This window comes from Paraburkholderia sp. GV068, assembly GCF_003058125.1.
GTDB classification, from domain to species: domain Bacteria; phylum Pseudomonadota; class Gammaproteobacteria; order Burkholderiales; family Burkholderiaceae; genus Paraburkholderia; species Paraburkholderia graminis.
Map to the genome: position 1 here is coordinate 248,519 of NZ_QBUB01000010.1, position 22,533 is coordinate 271,051.

Annotated in this window: 21 protein-coding genes; 13 read left to right on the plus strand and 8 right to left on the minus strand. The window is 62.7% G+C overall.

Annotated elements, in window-relative coordinates; translation table 11 throughout:
* Positions 1 to 10 precede the first annotated feature (10 nt).
* From C8K18_RS21300 to C8K18_RS21320, 5 genes are all read right to left on the minus strand, one after another.
* Positions 11 to 775 carry an alpha/beta fold hydrolase gene (locus tag C8K18_RS21300; protein WP_107709618.1) on the minus strand — a complete coding sequence of 255 codons (765 nt, stop codon included), beginning with the start codon at positions 773 to 775 and terminating at the stop codon, positions 11 to 13.
* A gap of 3 nt (positions 776 to 778) precedes the next feature.
* Positions 779 to 2,149 (minus strand): fumarylacetoacetase, encoded by a 1,371-nt coding sequence (fahA, locus tag C8K18_RS21305; protein ID WP_107709620.1) that lies wholly within the window; start codon positions 2,147 to 2,149, stop codon positions 779 to 781.
* Positions 2,146 to 2,688, minus strand: coding sequence for a VOC family protein (locus tag C8K18_RS21310; RefSeq protein ID WP_181324937.1), 543 nt, complete (start codon positions 2,686 to 2,688; stop codon positions 2,146 to 2,148). The genes fahA and C8K18_RS21310 overlap by 4 nt, the downstream gene beginning before the upstream one ends.
* Positions 2,689 to 2,747: 59 nt before the next feature.
* Positions 2,748 to 3,935, minus strand: coding sequence for an FAD-dependent monooxygenase (locus C8K18_RS21315; protein WP_107709622.1), 1,188 nt, complete (start codon positions 3,933 to 3,935; stop codon positions 2,748 to 2,750).
* Positions 3,936 to 4,162: 227 nt separating this feature from the next.
* Positions 4,163 to 4,741, minus strand: a complete 579-nt coding sequence (locus C8K18_RS21320) for a UbiX family flavin prenyltransferase (RefSeq protein WP_006049741.1) — start codon at positions 4,739 to 4,741, stop codon at positions 4,163 to 4,165.
* Positions 4,742 to 5,049: 308 nt separating this feature from the next.
* On the opposite strand from C8K18_RS21320, the gene C8K18_RS21325 reads away from it, so the two are divergent.
* The 3 genes from C8K18_RS21325 to C8K18_RS21335 all read left to right on the plus strand — a co-directional run bounded on the left by C8K18_RS21325 (position 5,050) and on the right by C8K18_RS21335 (position 9,252).
* Positions 5,050 to 6,141, plus strand: coding sequence for a porin (locus tag C8K18_RS21325; protein WP_107709624.1), 1,092 nt, complete (start codon positions 5,050 to 5,052; stop codon positions 6,139 to 6,141).
* A 198-nt stretch (positions 6,142 to 6,339) separates the two neighbouring features.
* On the plus strand, positions 6,340 to 7,725 hold the full coding sequence (locus C8K18_RS21330) for an MFS transporter (RefSeq protein WP_107709626.1): 1,386 nt from the start codon (positions 6,340 to 6,342) through the stop codon (positions 7,723 to 7,725).
* Between the two features lie 156 nt (positions 7,726 to 7,881).
* Entirely contained in the window at positions 7,882 to 9,252 is a 1,371-nt protein-coding gene (locus tag C8K18_RS21335) for an MFS transporter (RefSeq protein WP_107709687.1), read from the plus strand.
* An 82-nt stretch (positions 9,253 to 9,334) separates the two neighbouring features.
* On the opposite strand, the gene C8K18_RS33760 is transcribed toward C8K18_RS21335, so the two are convergent.
* Positions 9,335 to 9,601, minus strand: coding sequence for a hypothetical protein (locus C8K18_RS33760; RefSeq protein ID WP_258196170.1), 267 nt, complete (start codon positions 9,599 to 9,601; stop codon positions 9,335 to 9,337).
* Between C8K18_RS33760 and C8K18_RS21340 the strand changes: the two genes are divergently transcribed.
* On the plus strand, positions 9,570 to 11,075 hold the full coding sequence (locus C8K18_RS21340; protein WP_258196171.1) for a methyl-accepting chemotaxis protein: 1,506 nt from the start codon (positions 9,570 to 9,572) through the stop codon (positions 11,073 to 11,075). The two genes, C8K18_RS33760 and C8K18_RS21340, sit on opposite strands and share 32 nt — an antisense overlap.
* Positions 11,076 to 11,129: 54 nt before the next feature.
* Here C8K18_RS21340 and C8K18_RS21345 read toward each other — a convergent pair whose 3' ends face one another.
* On the minus strand, positions 11,130 to 12,029 hold the full coding sequence (locus C8K18_RS21345; RefSeq protein ID WP_006049736.1) for an NAD(P)-dependent oxidoreductase: 900 nt from the start codon (positions 12,027 to 12,029) through the stop codon (positions 11,130 to 11,132).
* A 244-nt stretch (positions 12,030 to 12,273) separates the two neighbouring features.
* Here C8K18_RS21345 and C8K18_RS21350 point away from each other — a divergent pair, with 244 nt between their 5' ends.
* From C8K18_RS21350 to C8K18_RS21365, 4 genes are read left to right on the plus strand one after another with little or no spacing between them, the layout of a single operon-like run.
* Positions 12,274 to 13,275, plus strand: coding sequence for an ABC transporter permease (locus tag C8K18_RS21350; protein WP_181324938.1), 1,002 nt, complete (start codon positions 12,274 to 12,276; stop codon positions 13,273 to 13,275).
* A 57-nt stretch (positions 13,276 to 13,332) separates the two neighbouring features.
* Positions 13,333 to 14,274: a sugar-binding protein gene (locus C8K18_RS21355; RefSeq protein WP_006049734.1), complete on the plus strand. Its 942-nt coding sequence runs from the start codon at positions 13,333 to 13,335 to the stop codon at positions 14,272 to 14,274.
* Complete coding sequence (locus C8K18_RS21360; RefSeq protein ID WP_107709627.1) at positions 14,274 to 15,791, plus strand: sugar ABC transporter ATP-binding protein; 1,518 nt, start codon at positions 14,274 to 14,276, stop codon at positions 15,789 to 15,791. The genes C8K18_RS21355 and C8K18_RS21360 overlap by 1 nt, the downstream gene beginning before the upstream one ends.
* Positions 15,792 to 15,821: 30 nt before the next feature.
* Positions 15,822 to 16,478 carry an aspartate/glutamate racemase family protein gene (locus C8K18_RS21365; RefSeq protein ID WP_006049732.1) on the plus strand — a complete coding sequence of 219 codons (657 nt, stop codon included), beginning with the start codon at positions 15,822 to 15,824 and terminating at the stop codon, positions 16,476 to 16,478.
* Here C8K18_RS21365 and C8K18_RS21370 read toward each other — a convergent pair.
* Positions 16,453 to 17,217, minus strand: a complete 765-nt coding sequence (locus C8K18_RS21370) for a Crp/Fnr family transcriptional regulator (RefSeq protein WP_107709629.1) — start codon at positions 17,215 to 17,217, stop codon at positions 16,453 to 16,455. The two genes, C8K18_RS21365 and C8K18_RS21370, sit on opposite strands and share 26 nt — an antisense overlap.
* A gap of 360 nt (positions 17,218 to 17,577) precedes the next feature.
* Between C8K18_RS21370 and C8K18_RS21375 the strand changes: the two genes are divergently transcribed.
* The 5 genes from C8K18_RS21375 to C8K18_RS21395 all read left to right on the plus strand — a co-directional run bounded on the left by C8K18_RS21375 (position 17,578) and on the right by C8K18_RS21395 (position 22,529).
* Entirely contained in the window at positions 17,578 to 18,273 is a 696-nt protein-coding gene (locus C8K18_RS21375) for a GntR family transcriptional regulator (RefSeq protein WP_006049730.1), read from the plus strand.
* A gap of 49 nt (positions 18,274 to 18,322) precedes the next feature.
* A complete protein-coding gene (gene mtnK / locus C8K18_RS21380) occupies positions 18,323 to 19,591 on the plus strand; it encodes an S-methyl-5-thioribose kinase (RefSeq protein WP_053860204.1) in 1,269 nt (422 codons plus the stop codon).
* Positions 19,592 to 19,607: 16 nt separating this feature from the next.
* Positions 19,608 to 20,687, plus strand: a complete 1,080-nt coding sequence (mtnA, locus tag C8K18_RS21385) for an S-methyl-5-thioribose-1-phosphate isomerase (protein WP_029970307.1) — start codon at positions 19,608 to 19,610, stop codon at positions 20,685 to 20,687.
* Positions 20,684 to 21,355, plus strand: coding sequence for an L-fuculose-phosphate aldolase (locus tag C8K18_RS21390; RefSeq protein ID WP_029970309.1), 672 nt, complete (start codon positions 20,684 to 20,686; stop codon positions 21,353 to 21,355). The genes mtnA and C8K18_RS21390 overlap by 4 nt, the downstream gene beginning before the upstream one ends.
* A gap of 64 nt (positions 21,356 to 21,419) precedes the next feature.
* Complete coding sequence (locus C8K18_RS21395; RefSeq protein WP_006049726.1) at positions 21,420 to 22,529, plus strand: sugar ABC transporter substrate-binding protein; 1,110 nt, start codon at positions 21,420 to 21,422, stop codon at positions 22,527 to 22,529.
* Positions 22,530 to 22,533 lie beyond the last annotated feature (4 nt).

Here is a 22,533-nt window from a genome sequence, read left to right on the forward strand (position 1 = left end):
GCGCGGTCCGTTAAGGCTCCGAGAGCCAGTTTTCGAGTGCGGTCGCCAGCGCCACCGGCACTTCGTTCATTGCGTAATGCCCTGCATTGGTCAAGGTTTCCACGGCGGCATTCGGATACCACGTCAGCCACGTGCGCGCCGTCAGCTCCGCCGTGATGGCCGGATCGTGTTCGCCCACGAAGAGTTTGACCGGCGTGGGATTGCCTTCCACCTGTGCGGCAAAGTCGCCGGTGGCCCAATGCGGCAGATAGGCCGCGAAAGCCTCGCGGCGCGATTCGCGCTCCGATTGCTGCGCGAGGTGCGCGCTCCATCGTGCGGCGAGCCGGCTGCCCGTCGAAAAGTGAATGATGCCCGCGCGCTTCGTCACGTCGCCGATTGCGGCGGCAAACATCGCGAGACGCGCCTCGTCCATCCGCGAGCCGCACGCGGGAACGGCCGACACCCCCGCCATCTTCACGATGCGCCTGGGCGCCGCCAGCATCACCCGCTGCATCGCCATGCCGCCCATCGAGTGGCCGATCAGGCTGAAGCGCTGCCAGCCGAGATGGTCCGCGAGCGCAAGTACGTCGCTTGCCACTTCGTCGAAGGTGAATTCGCCGTCTTTGTCGCGCGAAAGCCCGTAGCCGCGATAGTCGAAGAACGCGTAGCTGAAGCGCTCGGGATCGAGTGCGGGCGTGAGCGCGTTCCAGTCGGCCGAACTGCCGAACCAGCCGTTCAGCGCGATGACTTTATGCGGGCCGCCGCCGAACTGCGCGAAGCCGTTGAGCGTCGTCATGGTTCAGTGTTCTCCGTGCGGCAGCGCGTTTGGCGCCTGCGGATACGGCGCGTGCGGATACGGCAACGCCGGCGCGATGCGCGCGCGGCACTCGCCGAAGCCGATCGACACTGCGCCGGGCGCGCTCGCACGCGCACTCAGCACGATCTCGTCGCCGTCTTCGAGCGCGATGCGCGATTCGCCGCTCGGCAGCGCAAGCGGCTTCTTGCCCGCGTCGGTCAGTTCGGTCAGACAGGCGCGCGATTCATCGCTCGCACCGGAGATCGTGCCGCTGCCGAGCAGGTCGCCCGTGCGCAGGTTGCAGCCGTTGCTCGTGTGATGCGCGACCATCTGCGCAAACGTCCAGTAGAGATTGTCCAGATGCGTGTGCGTGATTCGCACAGGCTCGATGTGGTCGCGCCGCATCGCAGCCGTGGACAGTTGTGCGAACAACTGCAGATCCAGACCGCCGCTTTGCTGGTCCTGCACGCCGCGAAGATGCGGCAGGATCGCCGGATCGCCGGCGGCGCGTGCGGGCGCCGCCTTGCGAAACGGGGCGAGCGCTTCGTCCGTGACGATCCAGGGCGAGATGCTCGAATGAAAGCTCTTTCCAAGGAACGGCCCCAGTACCTGCTCGAACCATTGAATGCTCTTCGCCGACCAGTCGTTGAGCAGACAGTAACCGAAGATGTGCGCGCGGGCGTCGTCGATCGGAATGGCTTGCGTCAGCGGGTTGCCGCGGCCGATCACGGCAGCCAGCTCCAGTTCGAAGTCGAGCATCGGCGCGGGCCCGAAACACACGCGGCCTTCCGCGTCGCGATACTGGCCGTACGGGCGCCGCACTTCGCCGCCGCTCACGCGCAGCGACGAAGCCCGGCCGTGATACGCGATCGGCAGCGATTTGAACGCGGCCGGCAGCGGATCGGCGAGGCCCTTGTAGCGGCCGTGGCGCTCGGTGTGATGAAGCGACGTCAGAAAGTCGGTGTAGTCGCCGATCGTGCACGGCAGTGTCAGTTGCACATCGTTCATCTGCGGCAGCACGGCGTCGATCGACGATTCGAGCCGCGAGCGTGCGGGCGCGTTCTGCGCGAGCAGCGCCGACAGTGCGCCACGCAACGCGCTCACATGGCGGGCGTCGAGCGCCATTAGCGCGTTCAGCGTACCGTCGCGAACCGACGCGCAGGCGAGCGCCGCGTCGCCTTCCAGCAGCGCCGTGTCGTGCAGCGCGCGCAAATCGACGATGCGATCGCCGATTGCGACGCCGGTGCGCAATTCGCCGCCTCGCACGAATGCGCCGAACGGCAGGTTCTGAATGGGGAAATCCGCGTTGCCGGCGTTCGCCGATTCGATCCAGCTGCGCCGCGCCGGATCGTGCGTGGAATTGAGCGCGCTCATGCGGGGCGTGTCTCCGACACTGTCTTGTTCTTTTCAGCGGTCCAGGCGTCGAGCACCGGCCGAGCCCGCATTCTATAACCCGCGAGTTCTTCGGCGGGCGCGACGGGCACCGTCAGTTCGACACGCAAGCCGTTCGGGTCGAAAAAATAGATCGAGCGGACGAAGTGATGATCGGTGACGCCGAGCACCTCGACGCCATTGTGGGTCAGCCGCGCTTTCATCGTTTCGAGCTGTTCGAGCGTTGCCAGGCGCAGCGCGATGTGGTTGACCCACGCGGGCGTATTCGGCGAGGCAAGCGCGGCGGTTCCATCGCCGAGATCGAAGAAGGCGATGTTCGAGCCGTCCGCCATTTCGAAGAACAGATGCACGTAGGGACAATATTCGCCGGTGCTCGGCACGCGGTCCAGGCGGATGACGTGCACGAGCGGCAGACCGAGAATGTCTTCGTAGAAGTGACGCGTTTCCTCTGCGTCGCGGCAGCGCCACGCAAAATGATGCAGGCCGAGCACCGGCGCTGGAGGATCGAGATGGATGGACACAGTGTCTCCTGGTATTGCTGGATCGTACGGGGCAGCGTCGCGCGAAAACCCGGTGCGGGTCAGACTTCGATCGCGTCGACGTTGTATTCGAACAGCCAGTTGTAGCGCTCCTTCACGCGCTCCTCGCTCCACTCGCGGTCCACATAGGCGGCCGCGCCTTCCGCATGGGCAAGCTGCGGATTGTGAAAGCGCGTCGCGTTGGCCGCCGAACCGCGCACGACTTTCGCGGTGCGTTCGAGCCGCAGCGCCTCATAGCGTTGCAGTGCCTGCGGCACGTCGTGCGTATAGCGTTCGAGACAGCGCGCGAGCAGATAGCCGTCTTCGATCGCCATGCCGGCGCCTTGCGCGAGAAACGGCAACGTCGGATGGCAGGCATCGCCGAGCAGCGTCGCGTGGCCCTGGCTCCAGCGGGCCATCGGCTCGCGCACCATCAATGCCCATTTATACGGAATGTCGATCGCGGAAATCAGCGTGCGCACATCTTCGTGCCAGCCTTCGAAGTCGGCGAGACATTCGTCGAGCGTGCCGCGTTCGGACCATGATTCGACTTGCCAGCCCGACTTCTCGATCGCCCCGACGAAGTTCACCAGACCGTTGCCGCGCAGCGGATAGTGAATGACGTGCGCGCCGGGGCCGACCCAGTTCGCGCCGTAAGGCGAACGCAAGTGCTCCGGCAGCTTGCTCGCGTCGATCACGCCGCGCCATGCCATCACGCCGGAAAACACGGGCTCGTCAGGGCCGAAGAGCGCGTGCCGCACACGCGAATGCACGCCGTCCGCACCGATCAGCAGATCGCCTTCGCAGGTTTCGCCATTGACGGCCTGCACCAGCACCTTGCCGTTCTGTTGCGAGAAGCTCTCCACCTTATGGTTCAGGCGGATCGCGTCGGGTTTCATGGAGCGCACCACGTCGGCGAGTTTCTGATGCAGGTCGGCGCGATGCAGTGTGAAGTAGGGATAGCCGTAGGTCTCGCGCGATTGCGCGCCGAGATCGAACAGGCGCCATGTCTGGCCGGTGTTCCATAGACGCACGCGCTTGCCGAGCGGTTCGCACGCAAGGCCCTCGAGCGCATCGCCCGCGCCGAGCCGAAACAACACGCGGGTGGCGTTCGGGCTCAGTTGCACGCCGGCGCCGATCTCCTTGAGCGCCTGCGCCTGCTCGAACACCGTGACATCGAAACCTTTTTTCAATAATGCGGCTGCGGCCGTCAATCCGCCGATACCGGCGCCTGCAATAACTATCTTCATTCGACGATTCGACCTTTTTCGTAATGAGCGCTTTTATCGATCTTCGTTATGAATCGATCGATAATCTTTATAAGTAGCCAACGCGGTGAAATCGGGAATCACTTTAATTCAGCGAATCGCGCGAAAGAAGCAAATTAATCCGAATGGATCATCACTGAAATTTGATAATCGGAACAGGCGCTGTGACAAGGGCGCGGTGGCCCTGAACGGCAGAGACGGCGGCGCGCCTACATGCCCCAGCGCTGCACCGTGGCAGCGTCCAGCCCGAACAGGTCGAGCACGCGGCCGAGCGTGTGATCGACCATGTCGGTCAGCGATTCGGGGTTCGCGTAGAACGCGGGCACGGGCGGATAGACGATGGCGCCGGACTCGGTTACCGCCGTCATGCTGCGCAGATGGCCGAGGTGCAGCGGTGTCTCGCGCACCATCAGCACGAGGCGGCGGCGCTCCTTCAACGTGACGTCCGCGGCGCGCGAAAGCAGGCCGCTGGTCATGCCCGTGGCGATTTCCGACAGCGTCTTGATCGAGCAGGGCGCGACGATCATGCCCATCACCGGGAACGATCCGCTCGAGATCGACGCGCCGATATCGGTGTTGGAATGGCAGACGCTCGCCATCGCGCGGATGTCGGCGACGCTGAAGTCCGATTCGTGAGCGAGCGTCACCTGCGCCGAGCGGCTCATCACCAGGTGCGTTTCGATTTCGAGCTTGCGCAGCAGTTGCAGGAGCCGCACGCCGTATATGACGCCCGACGCGCCGCTGATTCCAACCACCATGCGCCGCGGCAGCATGCCTCTTATATCCATACGAGTCTCCAGACGCAGGTTCTTAATGCCGACGCGGCGGATGGTAGCACCGGGTTCTGGCTAATAGAAGCGTGGGCGCCAATTAATCGCGCTTACCTGGTATTTTCACCGACCATTAAAAGCTTTATTCGTTTTGTTCGATGAGTTGATAAATAATTCACGATTCAAAAGCCTAAATCCATTCGCTACACTCCCGGCAACATCTGGAAGACGGCAGCGAACCGCGCAGCAGACCGGCGCCTGTCACCCACATGAGGATCGGTCAGCAGACATGCGGCCGGCGACAAAAAAGACATTGGAGACATGGGTTGAAAACGACGAGTCTGTTCTCAGGTGCGTGCGCGTTGGTGCTGGGGTGCCCCGCGTTCGCGCAGTCATCGGTGACGCTCTACGGGAGCGTCGACGTGGGTGTCGATTTCGTGACGAACTCGCGCGGCGGGCATCTGTATCAGGAGTCGGCCGGCAAGCGCACGCCGGACCGTTTCGGCTTTCTCATCAAGGAAGACATTGGCGGCGGCAACATGGTTTTCGCGCGGCTGGAGTCGGGTTTTCTCACCAACACGGGCACGCAGATCAATCCGGCCAGCTTCTTCAACCGGGACGCGTACGTGGGCATCACGAACAGCCGCTTCGGCTCGCTGAGTCTCGGCCATATCCCCGACTATGTGTACGAGTACGTGGGCGCGTTGAACAATTCGGTGCCGGGTATCTCGTCGTATTACACCGTGGGCAATCTGGACGGCCTCGCGAACACGCGCGCGCTCGACAACTCGGTGAAGTACGAATCGATCGACTACCGCGGCTTCCAGGCCGGTGCGATGAACGCCTTTGGCAACCAGACGAACTTCAGCGAAGGGCGTCAGTACAGCGTGGGTGCGCGCTACCAGAACGGCAGAGTCAAACTGGGCGCGGCGTATTCGATGTCGCACAACCGCACGGCCGACCTGTTCGGTATCTTCGGCGTGACCTCGGTACTCGGTCAGCGGCTCAAGCAGGGCACCCTGTTCAACGCCGACCGTTACAGCACGATAGCGGTCGGCGGCTCGGTGGTCGTGGGCGACTTCATTCCGCACGCGACCTTTACGGACGTGAAGCTCGAAGATCCGCAGGGCTCGGTGACGGAGCGCAACTATCAGGTGGGCGTCAACATCGACCTGAGCGGCGGCAAGCGCTTCTATGTGATGGGGATTTCGTACAACCGCTCCGTGTTCGAGGGGCTGACGTACAACCAGTACAACCTGTTCATCACGCACTATCTGTCCAAGAGCACGCAGATCTATGCAGGCGTCGGCCTGCAACGGGCCTCGGGCACGAATGCGAAGGCGGAGCAGTTCGGCTATCAGCCGTCGAGTTCGAGTGCGCAGACGGTTGGACGTATCGGTATCAACCAGATGTTTTGACGTGACGCGGATGCCGTGTGCCGGGTAACGCGGCGGGCTTTGTTCACTAATTTCGATTTCATCATCGGGATTTTTTGATTCTGTCGCCCGCTGCCGGGCCGTATATTGAGGCTCCCGGCGCAGGCGCCAACGGGAAACAGAACGAAGCGGCGTGCGCGGCAACTGCGCCCACCGCCTGATCGGCATATTGGGACGCACATGCAAGCAGAGCGCACATTCAACATATCGACACTCATCGAAGAGCAGAAGACAGGACGTTTCGCGGTCGGCTTGCTGTTCTGGTGCTTCCTCATCATGCTGATGGACGGTTACGACCAGACGGCCGTGTCGTTCGCGGCGCCCGCCATCATCAAGGAGTGGCACGTCGCACGCGGCGGCTTTGGACCGGTCTTCGGCGCGGGTCTGTTCGGCACGTTGATCGGCTCGTTCATCTTCGGCTATTTCGGCGACCGCTTTGGCCGCAAGCGTGCGATCGTGTCGGGCAGTCTGTTTTTCGGTCTGCTGACGCTTCTGTCGGTGTGGGCAACTTCGCTGCACGAACTCATGCTGCTGCGTTTTATCGCCGGTCTCGGCATGGGCGGCGTAGTGCCGAATTCGGTTGCGCTCGTCGCCGAATACGCGCCCAAACGGTTGCGCGCCACATGGGTGACGCTGATGTTCTCGGGCTTTTCCATCGGCGCGGGGTCCGGCGGGCTGGTTTCGTCGGCGCTCATTCATCGCTATGGCTGGCCGGTGATGTTCGTCGTGGGCGGTATCGGCTCGCTCGCGGTCGCGTGCCTGCTGATCGTGACGCTGCCGGAATCCGCGAAGCTGCTGGTAGTGCGTCAGCGCAGTGTCGAAACGGTGCGCAAGCTCGTTGCGCGTCTGCGCCCCGAACTGGCGCTTCCCGCCGACGCGCAGTTCGTGCCCGGCGAAGTGCAGGAAAAGAAGCGCTTTGTGCTCAAGCTGATTTTCTCCGACGGCCTGCGCGCAATCACGCCGTTGCTGTGGATCGTATTCATCGTCAATTCAATGGCGCTGTACTTCTTGCAGAACTGGCTGCCCATTCTGATGGAAGGTGTCGGCATCAATCCGCAGAGCGCCGGTGTCATCACAACGATGTTCTCGGTGGGCGGCGTGCTCGGCGGACTGATCCTGTGCCGCTTTGTCGACCGTCACGGCGTGCTTGCGATCATCTCGTTGCCGGCGGTCGGCTGCCCCGTGGTCGCCTTCCTCGGGCATGGCATGTCGGAGGCGTGGCTCATGTTCGCCGTGTTCGCGACGGGTTTCTGCGTGGTCGGCGCGCAGTACGGGCTGTACGCGGTGGCGGGGATGATTTACCCGACCTCGTTCCGCTCGGCGGGCGTGGGCAGTGCAATCTCCGTCGGCAAGATCGGCTCGGTATCGGGGCCTGTGATCGGCGGAATTCTGCTGTCCATGCATCTGCCGATCTCGCAGATGTTTTACGCGGCGTCCGGACTCTTTCTCGTCGCCGCCATCTTCTCGACCGTGCTGGCGGTGTTGTACAAGGCGCGATTCGGCGAACAGCATAAACAGGACGACGCCCGCATCAAGGAGATGCGTTCCGCGCTGGGCGACTCCTGATCCGGACCAGACAGAAGCGTTCATACAATTAGCCGGCCGGCGCCGCAAACAGGCGAACGGCCGCAGCCACGGAGACCCGATGAGCCCGTACTTCGAACGTGCTTCTGGATGCGCGTCGGCGCGCGCCATGCGCCGCGCCGATGGGAGATACACGCGATGACTGTGCTTCCCGAAAGCGCTTGCGCTGTTGCCCCGGCCGTTGACATCACCGCGCTCATCGAGCGGCAGAAGTTGCGCGGCTTTTCGCTGGGCCTGATTGCATGGTGCTTCGTGATCGTGCTCATCGATGGCTACGATCAGGTCGCCGCTGCCTATGCCGCGCCCACGCTCGTCCGCGCATGGCACGTGAAGGCCACCGAGTTCGGTCATGTGTTCGGTTACGGCCTCGTCGGCGTGCTCGTCGGTTCGTTGCTGCTGGGCTTTCTCGGCGATCGCATTGGACGGCGTCTCACGATCATTTACGGCGTGTTGTGGTTCGGCATCCTGACACTTGCGTGCAGCCGGGCGGCATCGCTCGATCAATTGACCGTGCTGCGTTTTGTTGCGGGAATCGGCATGGGCGGCGTGGTGCCCAATACGGTCGCGCTGGTGTCGGAATATGCGCCGAAGGCACGCCGCGCGACATGGATCACGCTAATGTTCTCGGGCTTTTCGATCGGAGCCGGCGGCGGTGGCGCGATCGCTTCGTGGATGCTGCCGCGCTTCGGCTGGCCGGTTCTCTTCGAGGTGGGCGGCGTCGCGGCCATTGCGGTCGCCCTCGTGTCTTTCGCCGTGCTGCCCGAGTCCGTCCGTTTCCTGATCCTCAGGGGGCGGGCGCCGCGCGAAGTCGCCCGCATCGCTCGCCGTCTCGGTTCGGACAGGGTTCTCGACGACGCGGAAAACCAGGCTGCGCGCTACATCGTTCAGGACGAAAAGCGTATCCGCGCGACACCGCTCGCGTTGTTCGGCAACGGTCTTGTCCGCGTGACGCCTTTGCTGTGGGCGCTCTTTGTCCTGAATTCGCTCGCACTGCATTTTCTGCAGAACTGGCTGCCGATTCTGTTCAGCATGAGCGCGTTGCCGGCGGCGCAGGCAGCGAAAGCCGCGATGATGTTTCCGGTCGGCGGGACGGTCGGTGCGCTCGCGCTGTGCCGATGCGTGGACCGTTACGGCATAGCGGTGATTCTGTTGCTCGCTTTGGTCGGGCTTCCGGTTTGCATCTCGCTCGGCATGCCGATGCCCGCTCTTTGGCTCTACGGCGCGTCGTTCATGAGCGGGGTATGCGTGATCGGCAGTCAGTTTGCGCTCTATGCGGTGGCCGGCATGCTGTATCCGACGATGTTGCGCTCGGCCGGAGTCGGCTCGGCTATCGGCATCGGCAAGCTCGGCTCGGTAATCGGCTCGGTGCTCGGAGGCGTCCTGCTGGCGATGCATTGGCCGGTTGCCGATCTTTTCATGAACGTGTCGGGCGTTTTCATCTTCATTGCGCTGTTGTCCGTCTGGCTGGGCTTGAACCGGCGCCGCGCAGCGAGCCAGTCGATCGCGTAACTCAACGCCGCTTGCCGCAACCAGGCGCGGCATATACGGGCAAGGCCGTGCGCGAGTCGACGCGTCATAGCGTCCACGGCATTTACCCGATTTCAAAAGCAGAGGTTCGCATCATGCTGTCCTTTTCCAACGCCTCCAACGCTTCCAACGCTTCCAACGCTTCCAACGCTTCCAACGCTTCCAACGCCGACATGGCCACACCGGTCTCCGAACCGGACCCGGTTAGCAACGCCGATGCGTTCGGCGCGACAGATCGTGCGGCGGCACCGGCCGGGCTGCGCAAGGCGATTTCGTTGCAGCAGCGCATTGCGTTGACGATGGCGTTGCTCGCCGCGCTGATGATCGCCATCGGCGTGCTCGGACTGGCGGGCGCATGGCGTGCGAACCAGGCGACGCGCGATACCTATGAGAACAAGCTGACGGCTGCGGTCCACATCGGTAACGCCGAACTGCTGATGGCGCGTACCCGCCTCGTGCTCGGCGGTGCAATGGCCGCGACGGACACCGCGCGCGCGGGGGAGCAGATTCGCCATGCCGCCGACTTCCTCAAGCAATCGGACGAACAGTGGCGCAGTTTCGTGAACGAGCCGCACGAAGCGGGCGAAGCGTCTCTTATCGACGCCGCGGGGCAGCGCCGCGACGCAATGCGTGTCGCGATGCGAGCGTTCCTCGACGCGCTGCAGTCAGGTGACCGGTCGACTGCGCAGCGGATCGGCGTATCGCAGTTGAGCACGCTGTTCAACGACATGAGCGCGGCGAACGACACGCTCAAACGCTCGCTGTATGCCAATGCGAAACGCAGCTACGACGACGCGGAACACTACTTCAAGCTTTTCTTTGCGGGATCGACGGCGATGCTTGCGTTCGGCGTCGCCGCGGCGGCGTTTAGCTGGCTGGCGCTGCGCCGTGCGATCGTTGCGCCGCTTCGCGACGCGCTTGCGCACTTCGACGCGATCGCGGCTGGAGATCTGAGCCGCACGGTTGCCCGTCACCGCACCGATGAAATGGGGCAACTGCTCGACGGACTGCATCAGATGCAGGCGCGGCTCGCACAAACGGTAACGGCGGTGCGCGACAGTTGTGAATCGATCGGTACGGCCGTTGGTGAGATTGCTGCCGGCACGCTGGATCTGTCCGCGCGGACGGAAGAACAGGCGGCGTCGCTCGAGCAGACCGCCGCGAGCATGAGCGGGCTGACGGAGACGGTGCGCCGCAATGCGACGCGGGCGCAGCAAGCATATGGCGTCGCGCAGGAGGCGGCCTCGGCCGCGAACCAGGGCAATCATGCCGTCGAGGAAGTGAGCAAGACCATGGCCCGCATCGACGCCAGTTCGAGGAAGATCGCGGACATCACGGGAATCATCAAGGGCATCGCGTTCCAGACCAATATCCTCGCCTTGAACGCTGCCGTGGAAGCGGCGCGGGCCGGCGTGCATGGACGGGGCTTTGCCGTCGTCGCCGCCGAGGTGCGCTCTCTCGCGCAGCATGCGTCGACGGCTGCGAAGGACATTGGCGTGCTGGTGGCGGATTCCGTCGGCGCGGCGGCGGACGGCTCGACGCTCGTAACACATGCGGAGGGCGCGATCCGGGCCGTGCTCGACGCAGCCGGACGCTTTCGCGAAGTAATGAGCGAGATGACTGCCGCGGCCGAGGAGCAGCGCGTCGGCATCGAGCAGGTCGACGCCGCACTGACCATGATGGATTCGATCACGCAGCAGAACGCGGCGCTCGTCGAGCAGGCGAGCGCATGCGCCCAGTTGCTCGACGAGCAGTCCCGGCAGTTGAGCCGGCAAGTCGCGGTGTTTCGCATCGGCGCAGCATAGCGATGCCGGTGCGGTGCGGCCTTGCCTCAGCGCACGGCTCTTACGACCTACGACCTACGACTGTGACGACACCTGCTCGCGCCACCGATACGCCTGCTGCCATCCAAGCAAACGCTTGAGCTTCTCGTTACTCAGCAAGGTCTCGAACTCGCCGAGCGGCTTTTTGACCGGCACATTCGGGTAGTAGGTCTTCAGCAGTTCGGCAACCGGGCGGTCCGAAGAGACGTCGTCGGCGGCGACATTCATCACCGTGTAGCCCAGCCCGTCTTTTTCAATGCCGAGACGGCAGGCCGCCGCGAGATCGCGGCCGTCGATATAACTCCATGCGATGCGCTTTCTCAACGCAGGGTCCTTCAGCCAGACGGGGAATTTCCGGTAGTCCTCGGGATCGAGTACGTTGCCGATACGGAAGCAGTAAATGTCCGAGCCCGTGCGCGCATGAAACGCCTTGGCCGTCACTTCATTAATGACCTTCGACGTGGCGTAGCTGTCCATCGGGTCCACCGGGTACTCCTCGTCGAGCGGAAAATACGCCGGGTCGCGATGGCGATGCGCGAACACCACGCCGTATGTCGTCTCGCTGGAAGCCACGATAACCTTCCTGATGCCGAGCTTCGCCGCCGCGTCCAGCACGTTGTAAGTGCCCATCACGTTGATGCGGAACACCTCGTTGTCGGTCGTGACGAGAATGCGCGGAATCGCCGCGAAATGCACGACCGCGTCAATCGGCTTGGGCTCGATGTCGTCGTCGAATTCCTTCGCCGTTGTAGTGGATGCGAACGCATTGAATACCTGTCCCGCATCGGTGATGTCGGTGATCAGGGTCCGCGCCGTGCCTTTGGCCATCGGTACGCGGTCCACATTGAGCACTTCATAGCCGTGCGCCACCAGATCCTCGACGACCCATTTGCCGGCAAGTCCGCTGCCGCCCGTCACTATCACTCGCTTGGTCATGCCTTGTCTCCTTTACAGTTCATAAAGCCGTCCGGTTGTGCCGCGCCGTTGATCACACCACTCGCATCCTAACGCCGCGCCTCGCGCGAATGCTGTGACGCGCGTCATAGGCACGGGGCCTTTCGTCGCGCTATCCGCAGGCAATCTACGGGTGAATCCCGATACGGATCTATGACGGGCGTCACAGATTTCCGCGGGCCGGCGCCTCTATGATCTGTTCCGGGCTTGCAAAGAGGAGCGATGGGTGACCGCAATATCGTCGAATAAGGAACCCCAGCCTGCGCCGTCGCGTACCGCGGAACGGATCAAGGCGTGTCTGCGGATACGCGAGCTGAACGTGCTGTCGGTGCTGCTGCTGGTCGGCTTGCTGATCAGCGTCTTCTCGCCGTACTTCCTCACGACCAACAACCTGATGGGCGTGTTCCGCTCGTTTTCGCTGATCGCGCTGATGTCTATCGGCATGATGCTCGTGATCATTACAGGCGGCATCGACCTGTCGGTGGGCTCGGTCATGGGCTTGTCGTCGCTCGTCACCGCGCTTGCCTTCCAGCACGGTTACAGCGCGCCGGTGGCGATCGGCGCGGGGCTCGGCGTGGGAATCGCCGTCGGCGCGTTCAACGGCTTCATGATCACGTGGATACAGTTGCCGCCTTTCATCGCGACGCTGGGCACGCTGTCGATCGGCCGCGGCCTCATGTACATCGTCACCAAAGGCGTGCCCGTCACGCCCGACGTGCCCGACAGTTTCACCTTCATCGGTCAGGGCTATATCGGTTTCGTGCCCTTTCCGGTCGTCATTCTTCTGGCGATGACAGCCGTCTTTTCCATCGTCATGCGGCAGACGCGCTTCGGCCGTCATGTCTATGCGACGGGCGGCAACGAAGTGGCCGCGCGCCTGTCCGGCGTGCGCACGGCCCGCGTCAAGTTCTCGGTCTATGTGCTGTCCGGACTGATCGCGTCGATGGCGGGCGTCATCGCGTTCTCGCGCTTCGTATCGGCGGAGCCGGCCTCCGGCTTCGGCGCCGAACTCGACGTGATCGCGGCGGCTGCCATCGGCGGCGCAAGCCTGTCGGGCGGCGCGGGCAGCGTGGAAGGCGCCATCATCGGCGCGGCGCTCGCGGGAATCATCACGAACGGCGTGGTGCTGCTCAATATCGATACCTATGCGCAGCAGGCCATCACCGGCTGCGTGATTCTGATTGCCGTCAGCATCGACATCTGGCGCGTGCGCCGCAAGGAACGCTAGAAACGCTAGAAACACGAGTCATACCGAATGCCGCGAACACAACATCAGGAGACATGCATGAAACTCACGCAACGTATTACCGCGGGCGCGTTGGTCGCGCTGGCCGCGTCGGTCGGCACAACGGCTCACGCGAAGGACGCAAAAGATATTTCGGTGGCCGTCATTCCCAAAGTCGCCGTGCCGTTCTTCGACGACTGCAACAAGGGTGCGAAAACGGCGGCCGACAAAGCCGGCGTGAAATACCAATGGGTGGTGCCGCAAAACACCCAGGGCTCCACGCAGGTGCAGATCATCGAAGATCTGATTTCAAGGCACGTGGATGGCATTGCGATATCTGTCAATGAGCCGAAGTCGGTCGAGAGCGTGATGAAGCGCGCGGAGCAAAGCGGCATCAAGGTGCTGACGTACGACTCGGATTCGCCGAAAAGCGGCCGGTCCATGTATATCGGCACGAACAACGAACAGGCGGGCGCCACCATGGCCGAGACAATGGGCAAGGCGCTCAACGGTCAGGGTGAAGTCGCGATCATCACGGGGCAGCTCGGCGCGGTCAATCTGAACGAACGCATTGCCGGCATCAAGAAGGGCCTGGCGAAGTATCCGGGCATCAAGGTGGTCGAGACGCAAGGCACCGACGACGACCTGGCGCGCGGCGTGTCGGTCGTCGAAACCACGCTGCGCGCGCATCCGAACCTCAAGGGCATTTTCGGCGTGAGCCAGGTCGGCGGGCCGGCGGTCGCGAAAGTGCTCAACACGCGGGAATTCGGCGCGATGAAGGGCAAGCTCGAAGTGCTCGCCTTCGACGATCTTCCGGACACGCTCAAAGGTCTCAAGGACGGCTACATTCAGGGCATCATGGTCCAGCGCCCGGTGACGATGGGCTCGCTCGCGGTCGACCATCTCGTCGCGCAGATCCAGGGCCAGGAGGGCCAGCCGAAGGACATCGACACGGGCGTGACCGTGGTCACGAAGGACAACATGACCAGCTATACGAAGTGATGAGCCCCGTGACAGGCGTTCCGTTTCTGGAGATGCGCAACATCTCCAGAACCTTCCCCGGCGTCAAGGCGCTCGATCGCGTGAATCTCGAGATCCGCGCGGGCGAAGTGCTCGCGCTTGCCGGCGAGAACGGCGCCGGCAAAAGCACGTTGATGAAGATACTCACCGGTATCTATGCGCCCGACGCAGGCGGCACGATTCTCATCGAAGGGCAGGAAGTCACGCTGGCCGACAGCCATCACGCTCGCGCGCTCGGCGTGAACATCATTTACCAGGAACTGGCGGTCGTGGGCAATCTCACCGTCGGCGAGAACATCTTTCTCGCGAGGGAACCGCGCACGCGGCTCGGGCTGATCGACCGTCCGCGCATGTATCGCGAGGCGCGCGAGGTGCTGGCCACCATCGACATGGATATCGATCCCGCCACGCGCGTCAGCGAACTGAGTGTCGGACAGCAGCAGATGATCGAGATCGCCAAGGCATTGTGCGCGCAGTCCAGGGCCATCATCATGGACGAGCCGACAGCGTCGCTCAGTCATCACGAAACGGGCATACTGCTGGGGATCGTCAAGCGCTTGCGCGAACGGAACATCGCTGTGGTGTATATCTCGCATCGTCTTGAGGAAATCTTCGAACTCGCGGATCGCGTGACCGTGCTGCGCGACGGACGCACGGTCGGCACGGCGCCGATTGCCGAGATGACCCGCGAGACGCTCGTGCGCATGATGGTGGCGCGCGAGTTGAGCGAACTCTACGGCGAGCCGGATTCTCATGCGAGCGGGGAGGCCGTGCTCGAAGTGCAGGCGCTGTCGCTCAAACCGGTCAGAGGGGCGGCGCCCCGCATTCGCGACGTGAGCTTCACGCTGCATCGCGGCGAAGTGCTTGGCATTGCCGGCCTCGTCGGTTCCGGGCGCACAGAAATAATGGAAATGATCTTCGGCATGCGGGCATGCACGGGATCGATCAGGATCGACGGCAAGCCGGTGGAGATCCGCAATCCGCACGATGCAATCAGAGCCGGCATGGGCTTCGTTACCGAAGACCGCAAGGCCCAGGGGCTCGTGCTCGGCATGAGCGTGCGCGAGAATTTCAGCCTCACGCATCTCGAGCGCTATTCGCCGTTCCAGTTCGTCCAGCATGCGCGAGAACGCGAGAGCTGCCAGCATTTCGTGCGCATGCTGGGCATCAAGACGCCGGGCGTGGAGCAGAAGGTCGTCAACCTGAGCGGCGGTAATCAGCAGAAGATCGTGATCGCCAAGTGGGTCGCGCGCAGTCCGAAAGTGCTGATCGTCGACGAGCCCACGCGCGGGATTGACGTGGGAGCCAAGGCGGAGGTGCACGCGCTGATTGCGAGGCTCGCGGTCGAGGGCATTGGCGTGATCGTCATCTCTTCCGATCTTCTCGAAGTACTTGCTGTCAGCGACCGGATTCTGACGGTGCGGGAAGGCCGCATTAGCGGCGAATTGAGCAGGGCGGAAGCATCGCAGGAAAAGGTGATGGCACTCGCCACCGCCTGAAAACCATTCAACGAAGTAACGGATACGAACATGACCACGATCGTCGTTATACATACCGGCCCAGTCACGGTCGACCCGCTCAAGGCGCAATTCGCCGCGCAATTAGCCGATGCGCGGGTCGTCAATATCGTCGACGACAGCCTGCTCGCCGATGTGCGTTCGGCGGGACACCTGACGCCCGAAGTAACGCGCCGCCTTTATAGCTACATGGCGAACGCGGAAGCGCTCGGCGCGGACATCATTCTTAACGCGTGCTCGTCGGTGGGCGAGGCGACCGATCTGCTGCGCGGCATGATCCGCACGCCAATCGTCAAGGTGGACGAAGCGATGGCTGACGAGGCCTGCGCGCTCGGACCGCGGGTCGGCGTGGTCGCTACCGTGTCCACGACGCTGGAGCCCACGGTGCGCCTCATTCGCAGGAAGGCTGTCGAGCGCGGCGTTGAGATCGAGGTGACGGAATGCATCGCGCAAGGCGCATTCGAAGCGCTGCTTGCCGGCGACGCCGCGAAGCACGACGACATCCTCAAACGCGCGATTATCGAGCTTGCCGGACAGGTGGATGTGATCGTGCTCGCGCAAGTCTCGATGGCGCGCCTCGTGCCGTCGCTCGGCTCGCTGCCGGTGCCTGTGCTGTCCAGTCCGCAGAGCGGCGTGGCGTCGGTCAAGCGCGCATTAGCGGCGCTCTGAACTCGCGCGGCGCCTGGCTTGCGCTTGCCGGTACGGCCGTAAAGCTGGGCGCTCTTGTGATGTAGCGCGTGACGAACGCAGGCGTCAGCACGATCTTGCGCTCGTGCATGTCGACGAAGCCTTCCGCCTTCAGGTCGCTGAAGTGCCGGTTGACGGATTCGCGCGACGTGCCGATGAATTCCGCCAGCTTGTCCTGTGCGATCGGCAAGTCGATCAGGATGGTATCGCCGTGCTCCGGGTGCTCGTGGGCCGCACCGACCTGGCCGGCGAACATGACGAGGATATTGACGAGCCGCTTTCTGACATCGTGCAGCGAGAGATTCTCGATCAACTGCTGTGCTTCCTGCCAGCGCAGATAGTGATTGCGCAGCACGAACTGATTGATGACGTCGTAACGCGCGAGCAGTTCCTTGAAATCGGCCTTGCGGATATAGCAGACCATGCTCGGCGTCAGCGCCTGCGCGTGATGGGAATAGTTCTCTTCGTTGAGCACGTCGCCGTCGCCGAAAATCATGCCCGCCTTCACGAACGCAAGCGTGATTTCCTGGCCGTCCTCGGTCAGACGGTAGAGCCTTACGCTGCCCCTCTTGAGCAGGTACACGTGCTCGCTCGATTCGTCCGGCCGATAGATGACGGCGTTCTTACGCAGCGTGCGATGGTCGCTAAAGGCGGGCATTACCTCGTCGAGGCAATGACATTCGATCAAAGAGAGCAGTTCGCTCTTGCCGACAAACCACATTGTCGTCTCCTTAAATTTGCCTTGCGAATGCAGCGCCCATTCAGGCGTTTGTAATAGCGCGGCGTTGTGCGATTCATTCTACACACCGACCATAAAAACGCGCTCGGCACAGCGCGTTCAGCACTTTGCAAGGCATCGCCGCGCAAGCCCGATTTTGCGCAACGCAGCGCGGCGAGAAGCGTGCATCGACAAGGATGAGCGTCTGGACTTGCTGCGCGTGCGACGCAATTCGCGGCTCGTGAAGGGCGGCAGACGCGAGAAAAAACCAAGGGAAACTCCCTACAAAAACATCAGATGTCTGATGTATATTGGGCGCAGTGACGAGCGAGAGACAACATGCGCCTGAGCGTAGAGCGATCGATGAGCGACAAGATTCAGGAGTCGCTGCTGACCATGATTCGTGAGCGCAAGCTCAAGCCGGGTGACCAGATTCCTACTGAACTGGAGCTCTGCGAACTGCTTGGAGTCGGCCGTTCGAGTTTGCGCGAAGCAGTGGCGCAAATGATCTCGCATGGACTGCTGTCACGGATTCAGGGGCGCGGCACCTTCATCAGACAAATTTCGTTGAAGCTGCAAGGTGGCCTCGATGATCTGATGTCTGTAACTGACATGATCAGGAGCGTGGGCGCCGTACCTTCCACGAGCCGTATTCAGATGGACAGCATTGCCGCATCGGAGAGTCTTGCCGAGAAGCTTGGAATCGCGCCGGGCGACAGTTGCATCCGCATCGAACGGGTGCGCCGCGCCGACGATGCAATTGCCGCTTATTGCATCGACACGATTCCGAAAACGCTTTTCGACGAGGCGCAGGGTGAATTGGGCGAATCGCTATTCGGCATGTTCGCGCGGACTGGCCGGCGTTTGTCGCATACGCACACGTCGATACAGCCCACCATTCTCACGCCGCGCGATCTGCCCGAGTTGGGCGATGGTTTCGGCATGTTTCTGCTGCTGGACGAAGTGGATTTCGATCAGAGCGGCGAGCCGCTTTGCTATAGCAACGACTACTACAACACGAGCATCTTCAAGTTCGACCTGGTGCGCAAGCGTCGCTAAAGACGTCTTTGGTCGATGAGCGCCGGAAGCAACATCGGAGGAGGCACCGATGGAGTTTGAAGCCTTTACCGCAAGCGAGCTCGCAGCGTATCTCGGCGCCATTCCCAAGGTGCGCGCGCTGCTCGGCGAGCCGGACGATCTGGACGTCGCCGAAGTCGGCGACGGCAATCTGAATTATGTGTACTTCGTGACGAATGCGAAGACGCCGCAGCGCAGCGTCGTGGTCAAGCAGGCTCCGCCCTTTTTGCGGCTGGTCGGCAAGACGTGGCCGCTGTCGTGTCAGCGCATGGAGCACGAAGTCGCGGCCCTGCGCCGCTTCGGCGCGCTTTGCCCGCAGCATGTGCCCAAGGTGTATCACGCCGACAGCCAGCGTTTTCTGATGGTCATGCAACGGCTCGCGTCGCATTGCATTTTGCGGCAAGGGCTGATGAGCGGCATGACCTATCCGAAGCTCGCGGCGCATCTGTCCACCTATCTCGCGCAGACGCTCTTTCATGGCTCGGATCTGTTCCTTGCGCCCGACATCAAAAAGCAGGCGGTGAGCGCAGCCGTCAATGTCGAACTGTGCAGGATCACTGAAGATCTGGTGTTCACGTTTCCTTTCGAAGATCATCCGTCGAATATTTATAGCCCGGCCTTGCCGCTATCCGCGCTCGAACGTTTGAGAACGAACGAAGCGTTGCGCATTGCCGCGGGCGACATGAAGTGGGCATTCATGAACCGCGCGGAGACCTTGCTGCACGGCGATCTGCATACCGGCTCGATCATGGTCAACGAGGACGAGACGTTCGTGATCGATCCGGAGTTCGCTTTCTACGGGCCGATGGGTTTCGACATCGGCGCGGTGCTGGCCAATCTCCTTCTGGCCTATTTCTCGCGCGACTGGCATGGCCGTGCTGACGGAGGCGACCCGGCGGCTTACGAGGAATGGCTGCTGGCTCAGGTGATCGGCATATGGAACGGCTTTAGCGAGCAGTTCGTTGCACTGTGGCGCGATCATGAAAGCCGCAGCGAGCGCCGCTTCATCGGCGGACAGGGGCAGACACGCGCGCTCGAAGGCTATTGCGCGCATTTCATGCGCCGCCTGCTTGCCGATACGCTCGGTTTTGCCGGCTGCAAGATGATCCGCCGCATCGTCGGCATGGCGAAGGTCGCCGACATCACGCGCATACCGGATGCGCAGGCGCGGGCGCGGATCGAAGTGCGTTGTCTGCGCTGCGCCGAAGCCTTGCTCGTCGAACGCGAGACGCTCACCGACATCGAGCAGGTCGCCATGCTCGCGCGCGAGATTCGCCGCGAGACGCCTGTACACGTTTAACGCACACGGAGCTTTCATGGTTGCGCAGTCCCTGTTCCCCGCGCTGGCCCCTACGATCGAATGGCGCGACGGCGATCTTCTGCTGCTCGATCAGACTCGCCTGCCGCATGAGATCGTCGTGGAGCATGTCGCCGATGCAGCCGCAGTGTGGCGAGCCATTCACGAATTGCGGGTGCGCGGCGCGCCGGCCATCGGCGTCGCGGCGGCGTATGGACTATGCGTCGCTGTTCAGGATGCCCGCGCATTGCCGCTCGCGCAGTTTCGGGCGGAACTCGAACGGCGCGCACGCTGGCTCGACACCGCGCGTCCCACTGCCGTCAATCTGAGCTGGAGCCTCAGACGCATGCTGCAACGTGCGCTCACGTGCGGCGCAAGCGATACCGCTGCGCTTTACGCTGCGCTCGTCGACGAGGCGCAGCAGATCCATGCGGAAGACCAGGCGCTGTGCGAAGGCATCGGCCGTCATGGCATGCCGCTCATCGGACAGGGCAGCGGCGTGCTCACACATTGCAACGCGGGGGCGCTTGCCACGACGGGCCTCGGCACTGCAACCGCGCCGATTTACGCAGCGCATCGCGAAGGCGTGACCTTCAAGGTATTCGCGGACGAAACGCGGCCGCTGCTGCAAGGCGCGCGTCTCACCGCGTTCGAATTGCAGCAGGCGGGCGTCGACGTGACGCTGATCATGGACAGCGCGGCCGCTTCGATCATGTCGCAGGGACTCGTGGACCTGGTGATCGTCGGCACCGACCGCGTGGCGGCCAACGGCGACTTTGCCAACAAGATCGGCACGCTCGGGGTTGCCATTGCAGCGAAGCATTACGGCATACCGTTCTACGTGGCGTGCCCGTCGTCGACGCTGGACTTTCGCACGCCGAGCGGCGCGCAGATCGAAATCGAGGAGCGTTGCGACGAAGAGGTCACGCATATCGCGGGACAACGCACGGCGGCGCCGGGCATCAAGGTCCGCAATCCCGCATTCGATGTGACGCCGCAAGAACTCGTCACGGGTTTCATTACTGAACGCGGCATCGTGAGGGCGCCGTTCGAACGATCGCTCGGCAGTCTCTTTCCTGCGGCAGGGAACGCGGCATGAGTGCGGCAACGGAGCGCGCGTTGCGCCGGGACATCGTCGAGACCTCGCTCGAGATGGAGCGGCTCGGCATCAACCAGGGCACTTCGGGCAACGTGAGCGCGCGCCTCGGCGATGGTTTTCTGATCACACCGAGCGGCGTGCCGGCGCGCGAGCTGCGCGAAGACAGCATCGTGTGGCTATCGCTCGACGTGGCCGACGACGCGGACGTGCTGCGCGACAAGCGTCCGTCGTCCGAATGGCGCATTCATCGCGACATTCTTCGCGCGCGGCAGGAGATGCATGCGGTCGTGCATACGCATTCGATCGCGGCCACGGCGATGGCAATTCATGGACGCGACATTCCGGCGCTGCATTACATGGTGGCGGCAGCGGGCGGCGATTCGATTCGCTGCGCGCCATACGCGCTGTTCGGCACACAGTTGCTTTCGGATCATGCGCTCACGGCGTTGCAGGACCGCCGCGCGTGCCTGCTTGCGCATCATGGCGTGGTCGCGCTGGGTGTCGATCTGGCGCGCGCCGTCTGGCTCGCGCACGAAGTGGAAGTGCTGGCACGGCAGTATCTGCTCGCGTGTCAACTGGGAGCGCCGCCGCTTCTGTCGGGTGAGCAGATGGACGAGGTGCTCGAAAAGTTCAAGACGTATGGCAGGCGCAAGGAAGCCAAGCATTAGCACGCTTGCTTGAAGGAAGTGGTCGTTCGCATCGCAGTGAAGAAATCCTACAACGGAGACAGCTATGGCCTGGAGTTCAGCAAGATTCGACGGATGGGACGTATTGGGTAAATCGACCTGCGCGGTGTTGCTGTGTGCGGCAGCCGCGCTTGCCGGGTGTTCGAAAAGCGACAACAGTTCGACCAGCAGCAGCTCGACCGGCAGCGCGAGTGAAGCCGCGAGCGCGCCGGCGAGCGCGCCCGTGGCGAACGCAGCGGGCGGCAAGACGAAGATCGGCTTCTCGGTCTCTACGCTCAACAATGCGTTCTTTGTCGGCCTCAAGGCGGGCGTGGAGAAGGGCGCCAAGGAGCAAGGCTTCGATCTCGTGCAGACCAATGCGAACGGCGACGCGCAGCAGCAGGTCAACGACGCCATCAATCTTCTGAGCCAGGGCGTGACAGCACTGGTACTCAATCCGATCGATTCGAAGGCCATCATTCCCGCTGTCGAAAAAGCCAATGCGATGAACATTCCGGTGTTCACGCTGGATCGTGGTTCGGATGGCGGCAAGGTCACGTCTTTTGTTGCATCCGATAACGTTGCGCTAGGGCAGACGGCCGCCAAATGGATCGCCGACCAGTTGACGAAGCGTTACGGCTCGGCGAAAGGCAACGTGGTCGACCTGATCGGGCTCGTCGGCACGACGGCCGCCACCGATCGCGAGAAGGGCTTTAGCGACGAGATCGCCAAGTATCCCGACATCAAGGTGGTCGCGCGTCAGGAAGGCGCATTCGATCAGGAGAAGTCGCTCAACGCGATGACCAATATCCTGCAGAAGTATCCTCAGATCGACGCGGTGTTCGGTGCTAACGACGACAACACGGTCGGCGCGGAAAAGGCCATCGACAATGCGGGCCGCTACAAGCCGCTCGACGACAAGCAGCACATTCTCGTGATCGGCGCGGACGGCACGGCGCAGGCACTGTCGGCGATTCGCGCGGGCAAGCAGGACGCGACCATTTCGCAGAACCCGATTCAGATGGCCGCCAAGTCGCTGCAATTCGTCGCGGATTACACCGCGAAAAAGGACGTGCCGGCGAACTATGCGTGGCCGACCCTGCTGATCGACAAGTCCAATATCGATTCGGATGCGACGAAGAAATATGGGCTGTGGTCCGAGGAAGTCAAACAGTAAGACG